At 62.8% G+C, this 21544-nt stretch carries 18 protein-coding genes and 7 tRNA genes; 9 read left to right on the top strand and 16 right to left on the bottom strand.

Annotation, left to right across the window (positions count from 1 at the left end):
• The first annotated feature begins 4 nt into the window (after positions 1 to 4).
• From N8H22_RS07360 to N8H22_RS07340, 5 genes are all read left to right on the top strand, one after another.
• The gene (locus N8H22_RS07360; protein ID WP_264589968.1) at positions 5 to 493 is read left to right on the top strand and encodes a nitrate reductase cytochrome c-type subunit; all 489 of its coding nucleotides are present in this window, start codon (positions 5 to 7) and stop codon (positions 491 to 493) included.
• A 10-nt stretch (positions 494 to 503) separates the two neighbouring features.
• The gene (locus N8H22_RS07355) at positions 504 to 1100 is read left to right on the top strand and encodes a cytochrome c3 family protein (RefSeq protein ID WP_264589967.1); all 597 of its coding nucleotides are present in this window, start codon (positions 504 to 506) and stop codon (positions 1098 to 1100) included.
• Positions 1101 to 1269: 169 nt separating this feature from the next.
• Positions 1270 to 2076: a dienelactone hydrolase family protein gene (locus N8H22_RS07350; RefSeq protein WP_264589966.1), complete on the top strand. Its 807-nt coding sequence runs from the start codon at positions 1270 to 1272 to the stop codon at positions 2074 to 2076.
• Between the two features lie 124 nt (positions 2077 to 2200).
• The gene (locus N8H22_RS07345) at positions 2201 to 2635 is read left to right on the top strand and encodes a hypothetical protein (RefSeq protein ID WP_264589965.1); all 435 of its coding nucleotides are present in this window, start codon (positions 2201 to 2203) and stop codon (positions 2633 to 2635) included.
• Entirely contained in the window at positions 2635 to 3039 is a 405-nt protein-coding gene (locus tag N8H22_RS07340) for an META domain-containing protein (protein ID WP_264590208.1), read from the top strand. The genes N8H22_RS07345 and N8H22_RS07340 overlap by 1 nt, the downstream gene beginning before the upstream one ends.
• Positions 3040 to 3394: 355 nt before the next feature.
• Here N8H22_RS07340 and dinB read toward each other — a convergent pair whose 3' ends face one another.
• From dinB to uvrB, 8 genes are all read right to left on the bottom strand, one after another.
• On the bottom strand, positions 3395 to 4459 hold the full coding sequence (dinB, locus tag N8H22_RS07335; protein ID WP_264589964.1) for a DNA polymerase IV: 1065 nt from the start codon (positions 4457 to 4459) through the stop codon (positions 3395 to 3397).
• Positions 4460 to 4585: 126 nt separating this feature from the next.
• Positions 4586 to 5035: a thioesterase family protein gene (locus N8H22_RS07330; protein ID WP_264589963.1), complete on the bottom strand. Its 450-nt coding sequence runs from the start codon at positions 5033 to 5035 to the stop codon at positions 4586 to 4588.
• Between the two features lie 214 nt (positions 5036 to 5249).
• A tRNA-Glu gene (locus tag N8H22_RS07325) sits at positions 5250 to 5325 on the bottom strand.
• Between the two features lie 42 nt (positions 5326 to 5367).
• Positions 5368 to 5443 (bottom strand) — tRNA-Ala (locus N8H22_RS07320).
• Between the two features lie 45 nt (positions 5444 to 5488).
• Positions 5489 to 5564: transfer RNA gene (locus N8H22_RS07315), tRNA-Glu, on the bottom strand.
• Between the two features lie 63 nt (positions 5565 to 5627).
• Positions 5628 to 5703: transfer RNA gene (locus N8H22_RS07310), tRNA-Ala, on the bottom strand.
• A 176-nt stretch (positions 5704 to 5879) separates the two neighbouring features.
• Complete coding sequence (gene gltX, locus N8H22_RS07305) at positions 5880 to 7361, bottom strand: glutamate--tRNA ligase (protein ID WP_264589962.1); 1482 nt, start codon at positions 7359 to 7361, stop codon at positions 5880 to 5882.
• A gap of 180 nt (positions 7362 to 7541) precedes the next feature.
• Positions 7542 to 9557 carry an excinuclease ABC subunit UvrB gene (uvrB, locus tag N8H22_RS07300; protein WP_264589961.1) on the bottom strand — a complete coding sequence of 672 codons (2016 nt, stop codon included), beginning with the start codon at positions 9555 to 9557 and terminating at the stop codon, positions 7542 to 7544.
• 238 nt (positions 9558 to 9795) lie between these two features.
• Between uvrB and N8H22_RS07295 the strand changes: the two genes are divergently transcribed.
• Together N8H22_RS07295 and N8H22_RS07290 are read left to right on the top strand one after the other, a co-directional pair.
• Positions 9796 to 10992: an amino acid aminotransferase gene (locus tag N8H22_RS07295; protein WP_264589960.1), complete on the top strand. Its 1197-nt coding sequence runs from the start codon at positions 9796 to 9798 to the stop codon at positions 10990 to 10992.
• A gap of 92 nt (positions 10993 to 11084) precedes the next feature.
• A tRNA-Asn gene (locus N8H22_RS07290) sits at positions 11085 to 11160 on the top strand.
• A gap of 384 nt (positions 11161 to 11544) precedes the next feature.
• Here N8H22_RS07290 and N8H22_RS07285 read toward each other — a convergent pair.
• From N8H22_RS07285 to N8H22_RS07270, 4 genes are all read right to left on the bottom strand, one after another.
• Positions 11545 to 11928 carry a VanZ family protein gene (locus tag N8H22_RS07285; protein ID WP_264589959.1) on the bottom strand — a complete coding sequence of 128 codons (384 nt, stop codon included), beginning with the start codon at positions 11926 to 11928 and terminating at the stop codon, positions 11545 to 11547.
• Between the two features lie 208 nt (positions 11929 to 12136).
• Positions 12137 to 12892 carry an FKBP-type peptidyl-prolyl cis-trans isomerase gene (locus N8H22_RS07280; RefSeq protein ID WP_264589958.1) on the bottom strand — a complete coding sequence of 252 codons (756 nt, stop codon included), beginning with the start codon at positions 12890 to 12892 and terminating at the stop codon, positions 12137 to 12139.
• Between the two features lie 275 nt (positions 12893 to 13167).
• Positions 13168 to 13244, bottom strand: a tRNA-Asp gene (locus N8H22_RS07275).
• 13 nt (positions 13245 to 13257) lie between these two features.
• Positions 13258 to 13333 (bottom strand) — tRNA-Val (locus tag N8H22_RS07270).
• Positions 13334 to 13546: 213 nt separating this feature from the next.
• On the opposite strand from N8H22_RS07270, the gene rdgC reads away from it, so the two are divergent.
• Complete coding sequence (gene rdgC / locus N8H22_RS07265; RefSeq protein WP_264589957.1) at positions 13547 to 14467, top strand: recombination-associated protein RdgC; 921 nt, start codon at positions 13547 to 13549, stop codon at positions 14465 to 14467.
• 51 nt (positions 14468 to 14518) lie between these two features.
• Here the strand turns inward: rdgC and N8H22_RS07260 are convergent, their stop codons facing one another.
• The 4 genes from N8H22_RS07260 to N8H22_RS07245 form a co-directional block, all read right to left on the bottom strand.
• Positions 14519 to 15874: an MFS transporter gene (locus tag N8H22_RS07260; protein WP_264589956.1), complete on the bottom strand. Its 1356-nt coding sequence runs from the start codon at positions 15872 to 15874 to the stop codon at positions 14519 to 14521.
• Between the two features lie 61 nt (positions 15875 to 15935).
• Positions 15936 to 16262 carry an AzlD domain-containing protein gene (locus tag N8H22_RS07255; RefSeq protein WP_264589955.1) on the bottom strand — a complete coding sequence of 109 codons (327 nt, stop codon included), beginning with the start codon at positions 16260 to 16262 and terminating at the stop codon, positions 15936 to 15938.
• Complete coding sequence (locus N8H22_RS07250) at positions 16259 to 16975, bottom strand: AzlC family ABC transporter permease (RefSeq protein WP_264589954.1); 717 nt, start codon at positions 16973 to 16975, stop codon at positions 16259 to 16261. Before N8H22_RS07250 ends, N8H22_RS07255 begins: the two co-directional genes overlap by 4 nt.
• A gap of 170 nt (positions 16976 to 17145) precedes the next feature.
• Entirely contained in the window at positions 17146 to 17706 is a 561-nt protein-coding gene (locus N8H22_RS07245; protein WP_264589953.1) for a GNAT family protein, read from the bottom strand.
• A gap of 289 nt (positions 17707 to 17995) precedes the next feature.
• Here N8H22_RS07245 and N8H22_RS07240 point away from each other — a divergent pair, with 289 nt between their 5' ends.
• The gene (locus N8H22_RS07240) at positions 17996 to 21460 is read left to right on the top strand and encodes a PAS domain-containing hybrid sensor histidine kinase/response regulator (RefSeq protein ID WP_264589952.1); all 3465 of its coding nucleotides are present in this window, start codon (positions 17996 to 17998) and stop codon (positions 21458 to 21460) included.
• Positions 21461 to 21544: the final 84 nt, after the last annotated feature.

Here is a 21544-nt window from a genome sequence, read left to right as displayed (position 1 = left end):
CGCCATGAAATTTCGTCTACTGCCGCTGACTCTGCTCGCGGTGTTCGGCCTCGCCATTGCCGCCGAAAATCAATATCCGCTGGATGCGCCTGCTCCGGACGGACGCCGTCCGGGCGGCACCCTCACCCAGGAGTTCACCCCGCCGCCCCTGCACGACGAGGAGAACAAGGACGTGCGCCGCGAACGCAACTACCCCGAGCAGCCGCCGACGATTCCGCACACCATCCGCGGCTATCACGTCGACAAGAACGCCAACAAATGCCTGTCCTGCCACAGCCGGGAGAACAGCGCGCGGACCCAGGCGCCGATGATCAGCATTACCCACTACACCAATCGCGATAGCCAGACTCTGGCTGCCGTGGCCCCGCGACGCTACTTCTGCACCCAGTGCCACGTGCCGCAGCAGGATGTGAAACCGCTGGTGGAAAACGACTTCAAGAACATCGACGAGTTGCTGTACCGGGAAACCTCACAACCTGGCAACGCACAGTGAGGGGCCGCCGATGAAGTCGATACTGTCGTTTCTCAAGCGTTACTGGAATGTCCTGCGCCGCCCGAGCGTGCATTACAGCCTCGGCGCTCTGGCGCTGGGCGGGTTCATCGCCGGCATCGTGTTCTGGGGCGGTTTCAACACCGCGCTGGAAGCCACCAACACCGAGGCGTTCTGCATCTCCTGCCACGAGATGGAGGACAACGTCTACGTGGAGATCAAGGACACCATTCACTACAGCAACCGCTCCGGCGTTCGCGCCACCTGTCCCGACTGTCATGTGCCGCACGAATGGACGGACAAGATCGCGCGCAAGATGCAAGCCTCCAAGGAGGTCTGGGGCAAAATCTTCGGCACCATCAATACCCGCGAGAAGTTTCTCGGCATGCGCCGCGAGCTGGCCGAGCACGAGTGGGCGCGGCTGAAGGCCAACGATTCGCTGGAATGCCGCAACTGCCACAACTTCGATTACATGGACTTCACCCGCCAGAGCCCGCGCGCGGCCAAGTTTCACTCCACCGCGCTGGCCAATGGCGAAGCCACCTGCATCGATTGCCACAAGGGCATCGCCCACAAGCTGCCGGACATGCGCGGCGTTCCGGGCTGGTAACAGGCAACTCGCGCTCTGCAGCCGGCGGCAAATGCCGGCTGCAGAGTGCTGCATCGGACGATCGTTGGGCAGGCCGCGGCCCGAACCAGAGCGCTGTCGACAGGTCGAACAACCGCTATGCTTCCGCCAGAGCCTTTCGTCCCATCCTGCCTGTCAAGGAGCCCCACCCATGCGCTACTGCCTGCTCGGCCTGCTGATGGCCGCCAGCGTCGCCGCCCACGCTGAAATTCAGACCCGGGAAATCCCCTACCAGGCCGCCGACGGCAGCAAGATGATCGGCTACTTCGCCTATGACGACGCCGTCGAGGGCGCACGTCCGGGCATCGTCGTCGTCCATGAGTGGTGGGGGCTGAACGACTACGCCAAGCGCCGCGCCCGTGACCTTGCCGAACTCGGCTACAGCGCGCTCGCCATCGACATGTACGGCGAGGGCAAGAACACCGAACACCCGAAGGACGCCATGGCGTTCATGCAGGCCGCGCTGAAGGATGCCGACGCCGCCAAAAATCGCTTCAACGCCGGCCTCGACCTGCTCAAGGCACAACCGCAGACCGACGCCGCCAAACTCGGCGCAGTGGGCTACTGCTTCGGCGGCAAGGTCGTGCTGGACATGGCGCGCCAAGGGGTCCCGCTGGAAGGCGTGGTCAGCTTCCACGGCGCCCTCGCCACCCAGACTCGCGCCGTCCCCGGCAGCGTCAAGGCACGCGTGCTGGTCGAACATGGCAGCGAGGACAGCATGATCAGCACCGACGACATCGCCGCGCTGAACGTGGAAATGGTCAAGGCCGGCGCCGACTATCAGTTCGTCAGCCTGCCCGGCGCCAAGCACGGCTTCAGCAATCCAGACGCCGACGCGCAGCAGAAGAACGGCCTTGACCTTGCCTACCAAAAGACAGCTGACGAACGCTCCTGGGCAGACATGCAGCGCTTCTTCGAGGAAACCTTCGCCAAGCCGCGCAACCATCTGGCGCAATGACCCGGGGCAGTGACTCGCCAGCTTCGGTTGCGCCTGCCGGCTCGCCACTCGGCGTCACGCCTGACGCCGGACGGCAGAGCGCCGTGCTAGCATTGCCGGCATATTTTTCCGCCGATCCCGAGTCATGGCCGAACACGATTTCCGCTACACCCTGCTCAACCCCGCGCACACCCTCACCGAATGCCGCGCGCTAGCGCCGGGCCGCTACCAGGTCACCGGCAATGGCGGCTCGATTCGCACCGGCGACGTGCTGATCGTCACCCTCAAAGGCAGCCGCGATTTGTCCCAGCGGCTGACGGTCGACAAGGTTCGCCACCTGATCACCCCACCCGGACAATGGGTAGCGGTCGCCACAGGCCCGGTGTTCCGTGAGTTGGCCATCCTCAACTGGCAGGTCGACTGCGACGGCTGCGGCAAGCGCCTCGATTTCGAGTTCGCCGTGGATGCGGCGCTGGGCGAGCAAGCCCGCGAGCCCGCGGCGCAAGCACGCATCGCCGAACTCGGCTGGCATGAGCGCGACGGCGGTCACTACTGCCCCGCCTGCCAGGAGGCCCGATGATCAACCCACACGTATTGCCTGCCGCCCTACTCGCCCTAGGCCTCGCGGGCTGCGCCGTCGAGCCTTTGCAATTGCAGAAGGACGTCACCTACATCGCCGAATGGATCGGCGACGACCCGGTAATCGGTCGCACGCCCGTCTCGCTCACACTCAGCGACGGCCGCGCCTACGGCAATGCCGGGTGCAACCACTGGTTTGGCAGCTACGAACTCGACGGCCAGCAGATCCGCTTCAGTAACCTGGGCAGTACTCGCAAACTGTGCGCCGAGGAGATCATGGATCAGGAGCAGCATTTTCTCGACATCCTCTCACGGGTCGAACGCTGGGACGTCTCCAATATCGATCAGCTGCGCCTGTGGCCCAATGACGGGTCGGCCGTTCGCTTCTGGCCGGAGCAGGGCTAGCCGCGCCAAAGCTGCGCAAACTGGCGCTCCATGCACCGCTTTCACGCACCCGCCGACAGCGCAGGCAGTGACGCGGCATGCCAAGGCCATCCGACTCGCACTGCACAAGCGCCGCACAAGGATGAATTGGCGCGGTTGAGCCGCCGCGACTGGTCATCCGCCGATAATCATCAATCCACTTCGCGAAACTGGCACAGGCAGTGCATAGACTCTATCAGCCAGTTTCGGGGACCTTGGTACAGGCAGGCCGGGGCTCCCCTCTTTTATTCCTGATACAAAAGGGCCGCTCGATTGAGCGGCCCTTTTTGCTGCTGCAGACCCGAGTCGCCAGCGCAATCGTTATCAGGCTCGTAACTCAGAACAGGCTCAGCTGCTGGAAGCCCGCACGCAAGTCAACCAGCCGCACCCCGACGCCGATCAACCTGACCGGCCGGGCCCCACGAGCGAAGGCGCTGGCAAGCAGATCGGCATAGTCATCCAGCGCCAATCCGGCCCCCGCCTGCTCGAGGGTGGTCTGGGTGAAATCATGGAATTTCAGCTTAACGAACGGCTTACCCGGTCGATATCCGTCATCCAGCCGCGCCATGCGCCGCTCGAGCTGTTCAAGCAGCTCCGGCAGTTGCGCGCGGCAAGCCGCGAGGTCTGGCAGATCCTGATCGTAGGTCTGCTCGACACTGACTGACTGCCGCCGGCTTTCCACCTGCACGGCTCGCTCATCGATGCCTCGCGCCAGTCCCCAGAGTCGCTCGCCGAATGCGCCGAACTCACGTACGAGCGCCAGCTTGTCCCACTCGCGCAGATCGCCGCAGCTGCGGATACCAAGCCGCGAAAGCTTCTCAGCGGTGACGCGGCCAACCCCGTGCAGCCGGTTCACCGGCAACACCCTGACGAAATCGTCTACCTCACCCGGCGTGATGACGAACAATCCGTCCGGCTTCTTCCAGTCACTGGCGATCTTGGCGAGAAACTTGTTCGGCGCCACCCCCGCGGAAACGGTGATGCGCAACTGCTGCCAGACCCGCCGACGAATATCCTGGGCGATCCGCGTCGCGCTACCGGAAAAATGTTCGCAGGCGGAAACGTCGAGAAAGGCCTCGTCCAGCGACAACGGCTCGATCAGGTCGGTATAGGTGCGAAAGATCGTGTGAATTTCCCGCGAAACTTCCTTGTAGACGTCCATTCGTGGACGCAGGATCAGCAGATCCGGACAGAGCTTGAGCGCATGAGCCGAGGCCATCGCCGAGCGCACGCCATAGGCGCGCGCCTCGTAGTTGCAGGTCGCAATCACCCCGCGCCGATCGGGCGCGCCGCCGACCGCCACCGGCCGGTTGGCCAATGCCGGGTCGTCGCGCATCTCGATGGCGGCATAGAAACAGTCGCAATCGATATGGATGATCTTGCGGGGTTTGTTCTGGCTCACGGGAATCGAGCTACCGTCGCTGGGGCGATCGCCAAAGTCGAGCCGCCGCCATCGATCAGTCTTTTAGCCAGGCAGGCGACCGCGCACATGATACGGGCGCGGCCACCCGCCGAGCGAGCGCTGCCGTCATAGCCCGAGCGGGTAAGGCTCGACCAGCGCCTTGCCGTAGCCCTCGACGAATTCGGCAGGCATCCGCTTCGGCTTGCCGCTGGACAGCTCGATGCACACGAAGGTCGTTTGCGCCCGCAGCAGAGTCGCAGCATCGGCCGGTCGCGTGAGCTGAAAATGGCGCTTCATCTTAAGCCGCTGGTCGGATTCGACGATCCAGGTTGCCAGACGTAGCTGGTCGCCTTCGTATGCAGCCGCGAGATAGTCGATCTCGTGACGCAACACCGCCATCGCCCGATCCAGCCGGCGGTAGTCCTCCAGCGCAAGGCCGAGGCTGCGCGAGTGCTGCCAGGCGCAGCTTTCCAGCCAGGATACATAGACTGCATTGTTGGCATGACCGAGCTCGTCGATATGCTCGGCACGGACATCGACGTCGATGATGAATGCATCCGCCAGATCCCAACTCATGATTGCTCCCTCGCGTTAACCGGCACGATGCGCGTATTGAAAGCCTAACCGGCCGCTGCCGTCACGCCGCAAGAGCAGCGCTATAGGACAGCATTCAGCAGGGCGAAGTTTGCAGAGCGATTACGCCAGCCTCAGACCGCACTTTCCCGAGCGCAAAAACAAAAGGGCCATCTCCTGAGAGATGACCCCTGGATGCCCAAGACGGGCAAGAAAATGGCGTCCCCTAGGGGACTCGAACCCCTGTTACCGCCGTGAAAGGGCGGTGTCCTAGGCCACTAGACGAAGGGGACGAAACCTTCGACGACTCCGGCTTTGCGAAATCGCTGGCAATTTGGTGGAGCTAGACGGGATCGAACCGTCGACCTCTTGCATGCCATGCAAGCGCTCTCCCAGCTGAGCTATAGCCCCAGATTTATCGTCTCTCGACGCGCAATGACGAACATCGCTGAATAGTGGCGTCCCCTAGGGGACTCGAACCCCTGTTACCGCCGTGAAAGGGCGGTGTCCTAGGCCACTAGACGAAGGGGACGCAAACCCTTCTTTACGCGCCCCGTCAGCTGACGAGCCGGTGGCAAATGCTGTTCTTCGAGATTGGTGGAGCTAGACGGGATCGAACCGTCGACCTCTTGCATGCCATGCAAGCGCTCTCCCAGCTGAGCTATAGCCCCATCTCGAGGACGGGGCGCATATTAGGGGCGCCCCCTGGCAGTGTCAACATTAATTTCGACCGCCCCTAAATTTTTTGGCATTAGGAACAATTACTTACCGCCGACGAATGGCGGACGCGAAGCTGATCCCCGGCGCTGCCCTAACAGCGAGGTAGCCTATCGCCCCGTCGCCCCGATCAGACGATCGTCGCCAGCAGCTTTTCCCACTCCTTATTTTCCTTCTTCGACGTGCCTCCCAGCAGCTCCAACGCATTGCGCAGGCGGAAACGCGTCAGGTCCGGCCCCAGAATTTCCATAGCGTCGAGCACCGATACCGAGCTGGCCTGCCCGCTGATGGCAGCGAACATCAGCGGCATAACATCACGCAGCTTGAGACCGAGGTGCTCCGCCACCTGAGTGATGCAGCCGGTGATACGTTCCTTCTCCCAGTGCCGCAGCGCTTCCAGCTTCCACAGGATCAGCTGTAGCACCTGACGCACCTGGGCTTCATCCAGCTTCTTGTGCACGAACAGCGTCGGATCGAGCGTCAGCCCGCCGGAGAAGAAGAAGCTGGCCAACGGTGCAATCTGACTGAAGGTTTCCACACGCTGTTGCACGTGCGGGGCGATCTTCATCAGGTAATCGGGGTTGAACGCCCACTTCTGCACTTCGGCGGCGAAGCGCTCCACCGGCAGCTCACGCAGCCACTGGCCGTTCAGCCAGGAGAGCTTTTCCAGGTCGAAGATCGGCCCGCCCAGCGACACACGGGCGATGTCGAAGTTGGCAATCATCTCGTCGAGGGTGAACTTCTCGCGCTCGTCCGGCATCGACCAGCCCATGCGGCCCAGGTAGTTGAGCATCGCCTGCGGGAGGAAGCCCATGCGCTGGTAGAAGGTGATCGAGGTCGGGTTCTTGCGCTTGGAAAGCTTGCTCTTGTCCGGGTTGCGCAGCAGCGGCATGTAGCAGTTCACCGGCGCTTCCCAACCGAAGTACTCGTACAGCTTGAGCAACTTGGGCGCGGACGGCAGCCATTCCTCGCCGCGCAGCACGTGAGTGATGCCCATCAGGTGGTCATCGACCACGTTGGCCAGGAAGTAGGTGGGCAGGCCGTCGGCCTTCATCAGCACCTGCATGTCGATGCGATCCCAGCCGATCTCCACCTCGCCGCGCAGCATGTCCTTGACCACGCAGACGCCTTCGCTCGGCACCTTCATGCGCACCACGTGCGACTCGCCAGCGGCGACGCGACGCTGCGCCTCTTCCGGCGCGATGTGCATGCAGTGACCGTCGTAGCGCGGGGTTTCCTTGTTGGCCATCTGCTCGGCGCGCACCGCATCCAGGCGCTCGGCGGAGCAGAAGCACGGGAAGGCGTGACCCTTGGCGACCAGCTCATCCGAATACTGTTTGTAGATTGCGCCCCGCTCGCTCTGCCGATACGGACCATGCGGACCACCGACATCCGGACCTTCGTTCCACTCGATGCCCAGCCAGCGCAACGCGTCATAGATCTGCTGCTCGGATTCGCGGGTCGAACGCACCTGGTCGGTGTCCTCGATGCGCAGGATGAACTGACCGCCGTGCTGGCGGGCGAAGCAGAGATTGAACAGGGCGATGTAGGCGGTTCCAACGTGAGGATCACCGGTGGGAGATGGCGCGATACGGGTGCGAACGGTGGTCATGAATGCTCTCGGACGAAAAGGACGAACGGAAATCGAAGGGGGCGAATGTTAACAGGCACGGCGCGGCAGGCTCCAGCCAGGCGCCGTTGTCGGCCAACGACCGGTGGTAGACCTCCTCTCATGGCGCTCAGACTGCTGACGTGCACCAGCTGGCAGGTATAGGCAGATCAAAGGCTCTGCCTATACCTGCAGCAACCGCTCGCGCAACTTGTGGATTTCGTCGCGCGCCTCGGCAGCCGCCTCGAACTCGAGATCGCGCGCCAGCATCAGCATCTTCTCTTCCAGCTGACGGATGCGCTTGGTGATCTCGCTCGGCGAACGCAGCTCGCTCTCGTAGCGCGCACTCTCCTCGGCTGCCTTGGCCTCGCTGCGCCGTCTCTTGCTGCGCGAGCCCGGCACGGTGGCGCCTTCGAGAATGTCCTGCACATCCTTCTTGACGCCCTTGGGTACGATGCCGTGCGCCTCGTTGAAGGCGAGCTGCTTGTTGCGACGGCGTTCGGTTTCGTCGATGGCACGCCGCATCGAGCCGGTGATGTTGTCGGCGTACAGGATGGCACGGCCGTTGAGGTTACGCGCGGCGCGGCCGATGGTCTGGATCAGCGAACGCTCCGAGCGCAGGAAGCCTTCCTTGTCGGCATCGAGGATCGCCACCAGCGACACCTCGGGCATATCCAGGCCCTCACGCAGCAGGTTGATGCCCACCAGCACGTCGAAGGTACCCAGCCGCAGATCGCGGATGATCTCAACCCGCTCCACGGTATCGATATCCGAGTGCAGGTAGCGCACTCGCACGTCGTGATCGCCGAGATAGTCGGTCAGGTCTTCGGCCATGCGCTTGGTCAGCGTGGTGACCAGCACCCGTTCTTCCTTGGCCGCGCACTTGCGGATCTCCGACAGCAGGTCGTCGACCTGGGTCAGCGCCGGGCGCACCTCGATCTGTGGGTCAACCAGTCCGGTCGGGCGCACTACCTGCTCGACCACCCGCCCGGAATGTTCAGCCTCGTAGGGCCCCGGGGTGGCGGAAACGAAGATGGTCTGCGGACAAATCGCCTCCCACTCATCGAAACGCATCGGCCGATTGTCCAGCGCCGATGGCAGGCGGAAGCCGTATTCCACCAGGGTTTCCTTGCGCGAACGGTCACCCTTGTACATCGCCCCGACCTGCGGCACCGAGACGTGGGATTCGTCGATCACCAGCAGCGCATCGGCCGGCAGGTAGTCGAACAATGTAGGTGGCGGTTCACCCGCCTCGCGGCCAGACAGATAGCGCGAGTAGTTCTCGATGCCGTTGCAGTAACCCAGCTCCATGATCATTTCCAGATCGAAGCGGGTGCGCTGCTCCAGGCGCTGCGCCTCCACCAGTTTGTTCTGGCTGCGCAGGTAGTCCAGCCGCTCGCGCAGCTCATCCTTGATCTTCTCGATGGCGTCGAGCAAGGTCTCGCGCGGGGTCACGTAATGGCTCTTGGGATAGAAGGTAAAACGCGGCAGCTTGCGGATCACCTCACCTGTCAGCGGATCGAAGGCGGACAGGCTCTCCACCTCGTCATCGAACAGCTCGATGCGCACCGCCTCGAGATCCGATTCCGCCGGAAACACATCGATCACGTCGCCGCGCACGCGGAAGGTGGCGCGGGCGAAGTCCATGTCGTTGCGGGTGTATTGCAGGCCGGTCAGCCGGCGCAGCAGCTCGCGCTGGTCGAGCCGATCACCGCGATCCACGTGCAGCACCATCTTCAGATAGGACTGCGGATCACCGAGGCCGTAGATGCACGAGACGGTAGTGACGATGATGGCATCCGGCCGTTCCAGCAGCGCCTTGGTCGCCGACAGGCGCATCTGTTCGATGTGGTCGTTGATCGACGCGTCCTTCTCGATGAAGGTATCCGAGGAAGGAACATAGGCTTCGGGCTGGTAGTAGTCGTAGTAGGAAACGAAGTACTCCACCGCGTTGTGCGGAAAGAACGCCTTGAACTCGCCATAGAGCTGCGCGGCGAGCGTCTTGTTCGGTGCCAGCACCAGGGTCGGGCGCTGCACATGGGCAATGACGTTGGCGATGCTGAAGGTCTTGCCGGAGCCGGTCACACCCAGCAGTGTCTGGTGCGACAGCCCCGCCTCGATCCCCTCGATCATCTGCCGAATGGCCTCCGGCTGATCGCCGGCCGGCTTGAAACGGGTGACCAGTTCGAATCGGGACATATCGTCACTCTCTCTTGCATGAAGCATGGATGCCGCGCACCCGCACCGGTTTCAAGCCAGCGCGCAAGCGCTGCGCCAGCTTTACGAACGAAGCGCCAAGCAGCGCGGAAAAACGCCCATTAGCATATCGCGACGGGCGAGCATGATCGCTATACTATCGCCCCGTTTGCGCACCTCCCTCTGCGCCGAAGCGAGGGTGGTGCATCTCCCCCACCTCTTCTCTTCAGAGCCCCCCACCATGAGTTTGTTCTCTGCCGTCGAAATGGCGCCGCGCGATCCGATCCTCGGCCTCAATGAAGCCTTCAATGCCGACACGCGGCCGAACAAGGTCAATCTGGGTGTCGGCGTCTACTACAACGAAGAGGGTCGCATTCCGCTGCTGCGCGCCGTCGCCGAGGCTGAGCAGGCGCGTATCGCGGCGCATGCTCCGCGCGGTTATCTGCCGATCGAAGGCATCGCTGCCTATGATTCAGCCGTACAGAAGTTGCTGTTCGGTAACGACTCGGCGCTGCTCGCCGAAGGCCGCGTGGTCACTGCCCAGGCTCTCGGCGGAACTGGCGCACTGAAGGTCGGGGCCGACTTCCTCAAGCGTCTATTACCCGACGCCGTCGTAGCCATCAGCAATCCGAGCTGGGAGAACCACCGCGCACTGTTCGAGTCCGCCGGCTTCCCGGTACAGAACTACAGCTATTACGACGCCGCCACCCACGGCATCGATCGCGCCGGCATGCTGCAGGACCTGAAGGACCTGCCACCCCGCTCGATCGTCGTGCTGCACGCCTGCTGCCACAATCCGACCGGCGTGGATCTGGACATTGCCGACTGGAAGCAGGTCATCGAGGTACTGCAGGAGAAGGACCACGTTCCCTTCGTCGACATCGCCTACCAGGGTTTTGGCGACGGCATCGAGGAGGACGCAGCGGCAGTGCGACTGTTCGCCGAGACGGGCATGACCTTCTTTGTTTCCAGCTCGTTCTCCAAGTCCTTCTCGCTCTATGGCGAACGGGTTGGCGCGCTTTCGATGGTCACCCAAAGCCGCGACGAGTCCGCGCGCGTACTATCGCAGGTCAAACGCGTCATTCGCACCAACTACTCCAACCCGCCGACCCATGGCGCGACCATTGTCGCCTCGGTGCTCAACAGTCCGGAACTGCGTGCCATGTGGGAGGCAGAACTCGGCGAGATGCGCAGCCGTATTCGTGAGATGCGCCTGAGCATGGTCGACCAGCTGGCCGCCAAAGGCGCCAAGAAGGATTTCAGCTTCGTCGCCAGCCAGCGCGGCATGTTCTCCTACTCGGGACTGAGCGCTGAGCAGGTCGAGCGCCTGCGCGTCGAGTTCGGCGTCTACGCCATCAGTACCGGCCGCATCTGCGCCGCCGCACTGAACCGTAACAACCTGGACATCGTGACCAACGCCATCGTCCAGGTGCTGTGATACGGCTCACCGGCAGTGCGCTGCCGCTGAGCTTCACTACTGCCTGAAGGGGTTGACTTCTCCTTTCCAAACAGTAGGATACGCACCGTTGTTCCGCGATAGCTCAGTCGGTAGAGCAAATGACTGTTAATCATTGGGTCCCTGGTTCGAGTCCAGGTCGCGGAGCCAAATTCTAAAGCCTCGGTTCATACCGGGGCTTTTTTATGGCCAACGGACTCTCACCAGGGACTACGTCCCAGGTTATTCGGCCTACGGCCTCACCCCTGCGGGGCCGCGCTGAAGCGCGTTCTGCTGGCGCAGTCGAGTCCAGGTCGCGGAGCCAGATTCTAAAGCCTCGGTTCATACCGGGGCTTTTTTATGCCTAGCGGACGCTTACCCCTTACCAGAGACCGTGCGCTGCCATTCAATCCGGCCTTACCGCCCGGAGGCCACGCTGAAGCGCGCCCTGCTGATGCAGTCGAGCCCGGTTCGCGGGATCAGAGTCAGCCTCGATTCACTTGATGAATCGGCAGACACTGCCACACACTCCCGCCCCCAATCCCTGCCCGCGGATCACGCGCCAGGCGCGACAACCTCGTCGACGAGCAGACTGTCCTGCCGGCGACGCAGCCACGCCCGCACCGGCATCGAAGCCATCCAGCCACACAACACACCCAGCATATTGGCGAGCATGTCACCCATCGACGGAGTGCGATGCGGCAACATGCCCTGCCCGATCTCGATTGTCAGCGCCGCGACGACGCTGATCAGCAGCGTCCAAACGAAATGCATACGCGGAAATGCCAGGCGCAACGTGAAAGCAAACGCCGCAAAGCCGAGCAGGTGGTGCAGCTTGTCCTGCTGATCGAATAGCTGGGGAACCGGTTCCGGTCGCAGACCGCTCGCCAGGATAACCACCAGCACGAGCAGAAAAGGTAGTACGCGCAAAAACTGCATAGTTACGAGAAATCTCTCTTCAAAACAGCGCTCACACGCCTAGGCTTCAACAATAGGGCCAGCAGGCAAAATGCCGGCGCTTCGAAACAGACCGCGCACACGCGCCTTAGGTCAACTCACCGCGCGCTACCCGACCAACGTGGAGCAGCCACACTGCGCCCCACAAACAAAAACGCCCCACGAGGGGGCGTTTGCACAGCCAGCGCGATCACTCGTTCGCCGCGTCGTCCGCAGCGCTGTCGACAGGGGCGGCCGGCTGCGCCGACTCGTCACCCTTGATGCCCAGCAGCTCGAGCTCGAACACCAGCACCGAATTGGCCGGAATCAAAGGACTCGGGCTCTGCTCGCCATAAGCAAGCTCGCTCGGGATGTAGAGCTTGTACTTCTCGCCAACATGCATCAGCTGCAGGCCTTCGACCCAGCCCGGAATCACACCGCCGACTGGCAGATCGATAGGACTGCCACGCTTGATGGAACTATCGAAAACCGTGCCATCGGTCAGACTACCCTCGTAGTGCACGGTGACGATGTCATCGGCCGTCGGCTGCGCGCCCTCGGCCGCCTTGACGACTTCGTACTGCAGACCGGACTCGGTCGTTTTCACGCCTTCACGCTTGGCGTTCTCCTCGAGGAATTTCTTGCCGGACTCAACAGCCTTGGCATTCATTTCCTCCATGCGCTCTTCCGAGCGCTTCTGCAGGAAGGCAAAGGCCTCCATCAGCTGCTCATCAGTCAGCTTCTGCTCCTGCTTGCCGATGGCATCCTCAATACCCTGCGCCACAGCTTTGGAGTCGAGATCATCCATTCCTTCCTGCGCCAGGCTCTTGCCCATGTTCAGGCCGATCCCATAGGACGCCTTCTGCGCCGGAGTTTCCAGCTTGACACTGGTCTGCGAGTCGCAGCCAGCCAGAACCAGGCCAACCAGGGCGACCGCGGATGCCAAATGATGATGTCTCAGTCTCATGCTGTTTCCTTTTACTCTGGCAGGGACAGGCCCCGAAAAGACGTCGAGCTTAGCAGGCACGCGCAAACACTGGCTACCGCGCCACCCGGCAAGGACCGTAAAGAGATTGCAAAGAAGGAAGTACGCAACACTCTCGATGCCAACCGCACCAAACAAGAATGCAGCGAGGAAAGCGCAGCGATAACCACGAGCGAAAAAACGCAGACATAAAAAAGCGGCCTTAAAGGCCGCTTTTTCAGTGCTCCAGGGCGTTCAGTGGACCCGTGAAGCGAATATGGCGCAGCGGACGGGACTCGAACCCGCGACCCCCGGCGTGACAGGCCGGTATTCTAACCGACTGAACTACCGCTGCGCTTAACCTCGAGTGGTGGGTGATGACGGGATCGAACCGCCGACCCTCTGCTTGTAAGGCAGATGCTCTCCCAGCTGAGCTAATCACCCGTTTGCTCTCGAAGTGGGGCGCATTCTAGAGAGGGTTCCCGACCTTGGCAACCCCTTACTGAAAAAAAAATTGCAGAAGTTCCAAAGACTTAGGAAAACCCTCGGTTTCGGGTCGTTTTTCTCTTTTCCGCCGGGATGACCAACCGCCAGGGTTGGCCTGCGATCCTTGGAAAGGAATAATGCACGCTTTGCTTTCCGGAGAGTCACCCCGCCATGTGGTTTCGTAACCTGCTCGTTTACCGTCTCACCCAGAATGTTCCTTTCGATGCCGAGACGCTCGAAGCTGCACTGGCCGCCAAACCCGCCCGCCCTTGTGCCAGCCAGGAGCTGAGCACCTACGGCTTCGTCGCGCCGTTCGGCAAAGGCGAGGATGCGCCGCTGGTACACTCCAGCCAAGGTTTCCTGTTGATCGCCACGCGCAAGGAGGAACGCATCCTTCCCGGCAGCGTGGTCAAGGATGCACTGAAGGAAAAGGTCGACGAGATCGAAGCCGAGCAGATGCGCAAGGTCTACAAGAAGGAACGCGACCAGATCAAGGACGAGATCATCCAGGCCTTCCTGCCGCGCGCCTTCATCCGCAAGTCTGGCACCTTCGCCGCGATCGACGCCGAGCGCGGGCTGATCCTGGTCAACTCGGCTAGCCCAAAGAAGGCCGAAGACCTGCTGTCCACCCTGCGTGAGGCCATCGGTTCGCTGCCGGTGCGCCCGTTGACGGTGAAGATCGCGCCCAGCGCCACGCTCACCGACTGGGTCAAGGCGCAGAAGGCAGCGGATGATTTCTTCGTGCTCGACGAATGCGAACTGCGCGATACCCACGAAGACGGCGGTACGGTGCGCTGCAAACGCCAGGACCTGACCAGCGACGAGATCCAGCAACACCTCGAAGCCGGCAAACAGGTCACCCAGCTGTCGCTGGCCTGGCAGGACAAGCTGTCCTTCGTGCTCGACGACAAGACGGTGATCAAGCGCCTGCGCTTCGAGGAACTGCTACAGGATCAGGCCGAGCAGGACGGCGGCGATGATGCCCTGGCTCAGCAGGACGCCAGCTTCCTGCTGATGATGATGACCTTCCGCGAGTTCCTGCCGGCGCTGTTCGACGCGCTGGGCGGCGAAGAAATCCCCCAGGGTATCTGACCCCATGCCGCTGGGCGCCCGAGCGGCGCCTGGCCATTGTTCCAGACGGCGCTAGCGGATCCGCAGGCGCAACGCCAACGCCCCCCCCAGCGACTCACCGAGCGACCAGATCAGAAAGCGCTCGATGAACTCCGGCACAGCCAGGAACAGCGCACCGGTGACCAGCATGCTCAGCAGCGAAACGCTGAGGAACAGTTGCGGGATCGTCAGCTGCAGCAGCACGAGGAGGACGATGGCAACCAGTGCCGACGCGACCATGAACAGCGCATTCAGAATGTTGTTCGCCGCCACCACTCGCGAGCGCTCATGAACCACGCTGCGCGACTGGATCAGCGCGTACAGCGGCACGATGTACAGCCCGCCGAACATGCCCAGGCCGAGAATATCCAGCAGGATCCACCACACCTGCGGCTCGGCCAGCAGCATCAGCCAGTCCTGTGTCTGCGCGGCACCGGGAAAGCCCGTCGAATGCCACCACAGCAGCAGGCCGCACACGCTCAGACCGATCGCTCCGAAGGGCACCAGGCCGATTTCCACGTGGTGTCGTGACAACCGCTCACACAATAGCGAACCCAGCGCGATGCCTACGGAAAACAGCGTGAGAATCAGCGTGACCACACTCTCGTCGCCGTGCAGCAGCTCCTTGGCGAACGCCGGAATCTGCGTCAGGTAGGTCGCGCCAAGGAACCAGAACCAGGAGTTGCCGATCATTGCCCGCGACACCGCCTTCTGCTGGCCAAGTCCGAGTTGCATGACCCGCCACGACTGGCGCAGCACATTCCAGTCGAGTCGCAGTTCCGGCAGTGCCGCTGACGCCCGTGGGATGCCAAGGCTGGCGAGATAACCGGCCAGTGCCAGCAGCACCACACTGAACGACACCAGGCTGACGTAATGCTCGCTGGACATCAGCATGCCGGCACCGATAGTGCCACCGAGAATCGCCAGGAAGGTGCCCATTTCCACCAGAGCGTTGCCGCCGACCAGTTCGTCCTCGCTGAGCTGCTGCGGCAGGATCGAATACTTGACCGGCCCGAACAGCGCCGACTGCGTCCCCATGCAAAACAGCACCAGCAGCAACAACGGCAGATGGCCTAGCAGCAGACCGAACGCCCCGGCAAGCATGATCAGGATTTCGGCAAACTTGACCCGACGAATCAGCCAGGCCTTTTCGAACTTCTCGCCAAACTGCCCGCCGAGCGCCGAGAACAGGAAGAACGGCAGGATGAACAGCAGCGCGCACAGGTTGATCAGCAAACTTTTTTCGGCGCTCCCGCCCAGCTTGAACAGGATCGCCAGAATCAGCGCCTGCTTGAATACGTTGTCATTGAACGCACCGAGCAGCTGAGTCAGGAAGAACGGCAGGAAGCGCCGCTTGCCAAGCAGGGTGAACTGCGAATGCGGGGTCATCGAGGGCGTCATGCTCCGTTGCCGAATAATGGGATCGCCGCAGCAGGTTTCATGCGGCGACTCACGGTGCCAGCTGGCCGAAAGCCCAGCGCAACAGGAAGAAGCACAACAGGCCGCCGGCAATGGTGGCCAGCAGGTTGCGCGTCAGCGTGGCGACCACGATCGCCAGGACGCCGGCCAACAAATAGGCGTTTCGCCAGTGCAGCGCCCACTCCCCCTCCGGCATCAGCATGCCCGGCACCACGATGGCGGTCAGCACCGCCACCGGCACATAGTGCAGGCCCTGCTCCACCAATCGTGGAAAACGCAGGTCGGGCCAGGCGAAAAAGCTGTAACGGGTCAGGAAGGTAATGGCGAGCATGCCGAGAATGAGCAACCAGGTGGTCATACCGAGGCCTCCAGCCGTGCGGCCCTCTCGGCACGCCGTTCCAGCCAGACTCCCACCACGATGCCCGCCAGCGCGGCGGCGATCAGGCCGAGCTTGTACGGCAGTTCCCAGGTCAACAGCGCGACAATACCGGCGATAACCGCCGAGGCGACCTGCGGACGGGTTTTCATCATCGGCACCGCAATGCCGATGAAAGTGGCGATCATGGCGAAATCCAGCCCCCAGCTCGCCACATCCGGCACCGCCTGCCCGAACAGCACGCCAAGCAGCGTCGACAGCTGCCAATTGAGGTACATCGTCAGTGCCGCACCGAGGAAGAACCAATGCTTATGCGGCGAGGCGTCGTCGCGGGCGTAGCGGTGCTGCACCACGGCGAAGGCCTCATCGGTCAGCCAGAACGCCAGCGGTGCACGCCAGCGACCGGGCAGGTGGCGGACGAAAGGCTGCAATGCGGCGCTGTAGAGGGCGTGCCGCAGGTTGACCACAAAGGTAGTGAGCAGCACCACCGCTGCGCCAACGCCGCCGCTGATGAGCGTAACCGCGATGAACTGCGCCGAACCGGCAAATACCAACGCCGACATCCCCATGGTCTGCCAGCCGGACAAACCGGCAGCGACCGCCAGGGTGCCGAAGATGATGCCGAAGGGAATCGCGCCGAGCACCAACGGCAGGATGTCGCGGCAACCGTGGAAGAACTCTTGCGAGCGGGACATCGGATCTCCTATGCAGACCGGCACAATAGCCAAACGGCGCCCCGTCAGTCTGGCGGAGCGTAGCAACCTTAACGGGACAGTTGGATGACCGGACAGCGCCGGCAAAGCCTCGAACCTTACTCCAACTTCGGCGCGCAGGCGACGCCGGCCGCACCGGGCAGGTTAACGGCTCAGCCAGCGGCCAGTTGCTGCCGGATCGCCGGCCATTCTTGGTCGGTAATGCTATAGAGCACCGTATCGTCGAGGCGCCCGTCAGCCAGCCGGCGATGGTTGCGCAGCAGCCCCTCACGCCGGCCGCCGAGCTTCTCGATCGCCCGTTGCGAGCGCAGGTTGCTCGCCGCCGTTTTCAGCTGCAGGCGCACCAGCTGCCACTCCTCGAACGCATGACGCAACAACAGGAATTTGATCGAGGCATTCAGTCCGCTGCCGTGCTCAGACTGGTCGATCCAAGTCCAGCCGAGCTCGGCGGCCGGCAGAGTGGGCAGGAAATCGGCAAAACGAGTGGTGCCGACGATCCGCTCAGCCAGGCGCAGGGTGAATACCACCGCTCTCCCCTCACGCTGCTCGGCCAGCGCGTGGCGGTACCAGTCTGGACGCAGCGGCCCGTTCAGGTAGATCAGCTCGTCGCGATTCGTCGCCGCCAAAGCCACCAGGGCGGGAATATCGGCGTCGACCAGCGGCTCCAGACGCAACGCCCCGCGTTGGAGGGTGACAGGACGTGGCATAAACATTTTTTTCTCCCGGAGATGGCAGGCTGACGTAGGCCAGGCCGACTCAGACAACAATGCGACAGCACGTGCACCGCAGCATGCCCGCAACAGGGCGGCGATGCTGCCGTCAGGCCCGTGCTAGACCCATGCGACCTTGGTCGCAAGGCGCGACACGCGCTGTGCGAATGCTGCGAAACTTTGCCGATCAATCATACTAATAGCGCGGCACCCTCCAGCCTCCCTTCTCCGCCGTCCCTCGCAGGAACCGTCGGCGCTGGCCTGCCGTCACCTTTCAACGCTCGGAGTTTGCATGACCCTGTCTGGCGGGCTGATCGCACTGGTCGCCCTCGTCTACATGACCATCCTGTTTGCCATTGCGTTCTATGGCGATCGCAACCGCGAATCGATGTCGCCGCGCATGCGCGCCTGGGTCTACAGCCTTTCGATGGCGGTTTACTGCACGAGCTGGACCTTCTTCGGCGCGGTGGGGCAGGCGGCCGAGCAATTGTGGGCGTTCCTGCCAATCTATCTCGGCCCGATCCTGCTACTGCTGTTCGCACCACACGTGATCCAGAAGATGATCATGATCAGCAAGCAGGAGAACATCACCTCGATCGCCGACTTCATTGCCGCCCGCTATGGCAAGTCGCAGTTGCTGGCGATCGTGGTGACGCTGTTTTGCTTGGTCGGCGTGGTGCCCTATATCGCCCTGCAGCTCAAAGGCATCGTGCTCGGGGTCAATCTGCTGATCGGCACCAACATCGAAGCCACCGGTACCGGCACCGGTGACACCGCGCTGATCGTCTCCATCGTACTGGCGCTGTTCACCATCCTCTTCGGCACCCGCAATCTGGATGTCACCGAGCATCATCGCGGCATGGTGCTGGCAATCGCCTTCGAGTCGCTGATCAAGCTGCTGGCGTTTCTCGCCGTCGGCGCCTTCGTCACGTTCGGCCTGTTCGACGGCTTCGGCGATCTGTTCAACCGGGCGCACGATACGCCGAAACTGGCCAGCTACTGGGCGGAAACGGTCAACTGGCCATCGATGCTGGTGCAGACCGTCGTCGCGATGATGGCCATCGTCTGTCTGCCACGGCAGTTCCATGTCGGGGTGGTGGAGAACATCGAACCACGCGACTTCCGTCTGGCGCGCTGGGTGTTTCCGCTGTATCTGGTATTGGCTGCGGTATTCGTGGTACCGATCGCCTTGGCCGGGCAGGTGCTGCTGCCCGCCGGTGTCACGCCCGACTCCTTCGTCATCAGCCTGCCGCTGGCCGAACAGAACCCTGGACTGGCCCTGCTGGCCTTCATCGGCGGCGCATCGGCGGCCACCGGCATGGTCATCGTCGCCAGCGTGGCGCTGTCGACCATGGTGTCCAACGATATGCTGCTGCCCTGGCTGCTGCGTCGGCAGGAAACCGAACAGCCGTTCGAAGCCTTCCGCCACTGGATGCTCTCGGTGCGCCGCATCAGCATCATCGCCATCCTGCTACTGGCCTACGTCAGCTATCGCTTGCTCGGTTCCACGGCCAGCCTGGCCACCATCGGCCAGATCGCCTTCGCCGCGATCACCCAGCTGGCGCCGGCGATGGTCGGTGCACTGTACTGGAAGCAGGCCAATCGCCGCGGCGTGTTCGCCGGTCTCGCCGCCGGCGCCGCAGTCTGGTTCTACACGCTGATCCTGCCGCTGCTCGGCTGGCCGCTGGAGATGTTTCCAGGCCTGGAATGGATGTACAGCGGTTCCATCGGTTTCGGCATCAGCGCCTTGACCCTGGGCGTGACGCTGTCGCTGGCCGGCAACTTCACCCTGTTCTTCTGGGTCTCGATCCTCACCCAGACACGCGTGGCCGAGCACTGGCAGGCGAGCCGTTTCATCGGCCAGGAAATCACTTCGCCGAGCAGCAGCCGCCGGCTGCTCGCGGTGCAGGTCGAAGACCTTCTGACGCTCGCCTCGCGCTTCGTCGGCAAGGAACGCGCCGAAAGCAGCTTCCAGCGCTTTGCGCGCCGGCATGGTCAGGACCTTGCGCGACGCCAGCAGGCCGACGGTCAGTGGATCGCGCACACCGAACGCCTGCTCGCCGGTGTGCTCGGCGCCTCCTCCACCCGAGCGGTGGTCAAGGCCGCCCTGGAAGGGCGCGACATGCAGGTCGACGACGTGGTGCGTATCGTCGGCGAAGCCTCAGAGGTGCTGCAGTTCAACCGGGCGCTGCTGCAGGGCGCGATCGAGAACATCACCCAGGGCATCAGCGTGGTCGATCAGTCACTGCGCCTGGTGGCGTGGAACCACCGCTACCTCGAGCTATTCGAGTATCCCGAGGGGCTGGTGTACATCGGCCGCCCCATCGCCGACATCATCCGCTACAACGCCGAGCGCGGCCTGTGCGGCCCAGGCGATCCCGACACCCACGTAGCCAAGCGCCTGTACTGGATGCGTCAGGGCCGCGCGCATACGTCCGAACGGCTGTTCCCCAACGGCCGGGTGGTCGAGCTGATCGGCAATCCGATGCCCGGCGGCGGTTTCGTCATGAGCTTCAGCGATATCACCGCCTACCGCGAGGCCGAGCGCGCGCTGAAGGATGCCAACGAGGGCCTCGAGCAGCGCGTCAGCGAGCGGACCCAGGAGCTGTCGCAACTGAACAAGGCGCTGAGCGAAGCCAAGAGCGTCGCCGAAGCGGCCAACCAGTCGAAGACGCGTTTCCTCGCCGCAGTCAGCCACGACCTGATGCAGCCGCTCAATGCCGCTCGCCTGTTTTCCGCTGCGCTTTCCCACCAACAGGATGCGTTGCCCAAGGAAGCGCAGGAACTGGTGCGCCACCTCGACAGCTCGCTGCGCTCGGCGGAAGACCTGATCACCGACCTGCTCGACATCTCACGCCTGGAAAGCGGACGCATCACCCCGGATCGCAATGCGTTCCCGCTGGCTTCGCTGTTCGATACCCTGGCCACCGAGTTCACCGTCCTGGCGCGAGAACAGGGCGTGGATTTCCGCGTGCACGGCAGCAAGCTGCGCATCGACAGTGATATCCGTCTGTTACGCCGGGTGCTGCAGAACTTCCTCACCAACGCCTTCCGTTATGCCAAAGGGCGCGTAGTGCTCGGCGTGCGGCGGCAGGGCAAGCACCTGCGCCTGGAAGTCTGGGATCGCGGCCCGGGCATCCCCAAGGACAAGCTGAAGGTGATCTTCGAGGAATTCAAACGTCTGGACAGCCATCAGACCCGCGCCGAGAAAGGCCTTGGCCTGGGGCTGGCGATCGCCGACGGCCTCTGCCATGTACTCCATCACCCGCTGGAGGTTCGTTCATGGCCCGGTGTGGGCAGTGTGTTCAGCGTCACCGTACCGATCGCACGCGCCAGCAATGTGCGCCAGGTGAAGGGGCCGGGCGAGGTCCAGCACAGCGCGCTGACCGGCACCCAGGTGCTGTGCATCGACAACGAGGAGAGCATCCTGATCGGCATGAACAGCCTGCTGTCGCGCTGGGGTTGCCAGGTATGGACCGCCCGCGATCGCGCCGAATGCGAAAATCTGCTGGCCGAGGACATCCGTCCGCAGCTGGTGCTGGTCGACTATCACCTGGACGACGGCCAGACTGGCACCGAGCTGATGGCTTGGCTGCGCACCCGCCTCGGCGAGCCGATACCCGGCGTGGTCATCAGCGCCGACGCGCGCCCCGAACTGGTGGCGGCCATTCATGCCGCCGGTCTTGATTTCCTCGCCAAACCAGTCAAGCCGGCAGCGCTGCGCGCCCTGATGAGCCGTCACCTGACGCTCAACTGACGCGCAGGCTTGCCTGCCGCGCAAGCCTTCCTCGCGCTGCCGCGGTTACACTGCTGGCTATATGGAAGTACAACCTGGTGTGCG

This window comes from Stutzerimonas sp. S1 (assembly GCF_025966695.1).
Classification (GTDB): Bacteria; Pseudomonadota; Gammaproteobacteria; order Pseudomonadales; family Pseudomonadaceae; genus Stutzerimonas.
The sequence above is the reverse complement of the archived record's forward strand: the minus strand, read 5'-3'. Positions and strand labels throughout refer to the sequence as shown.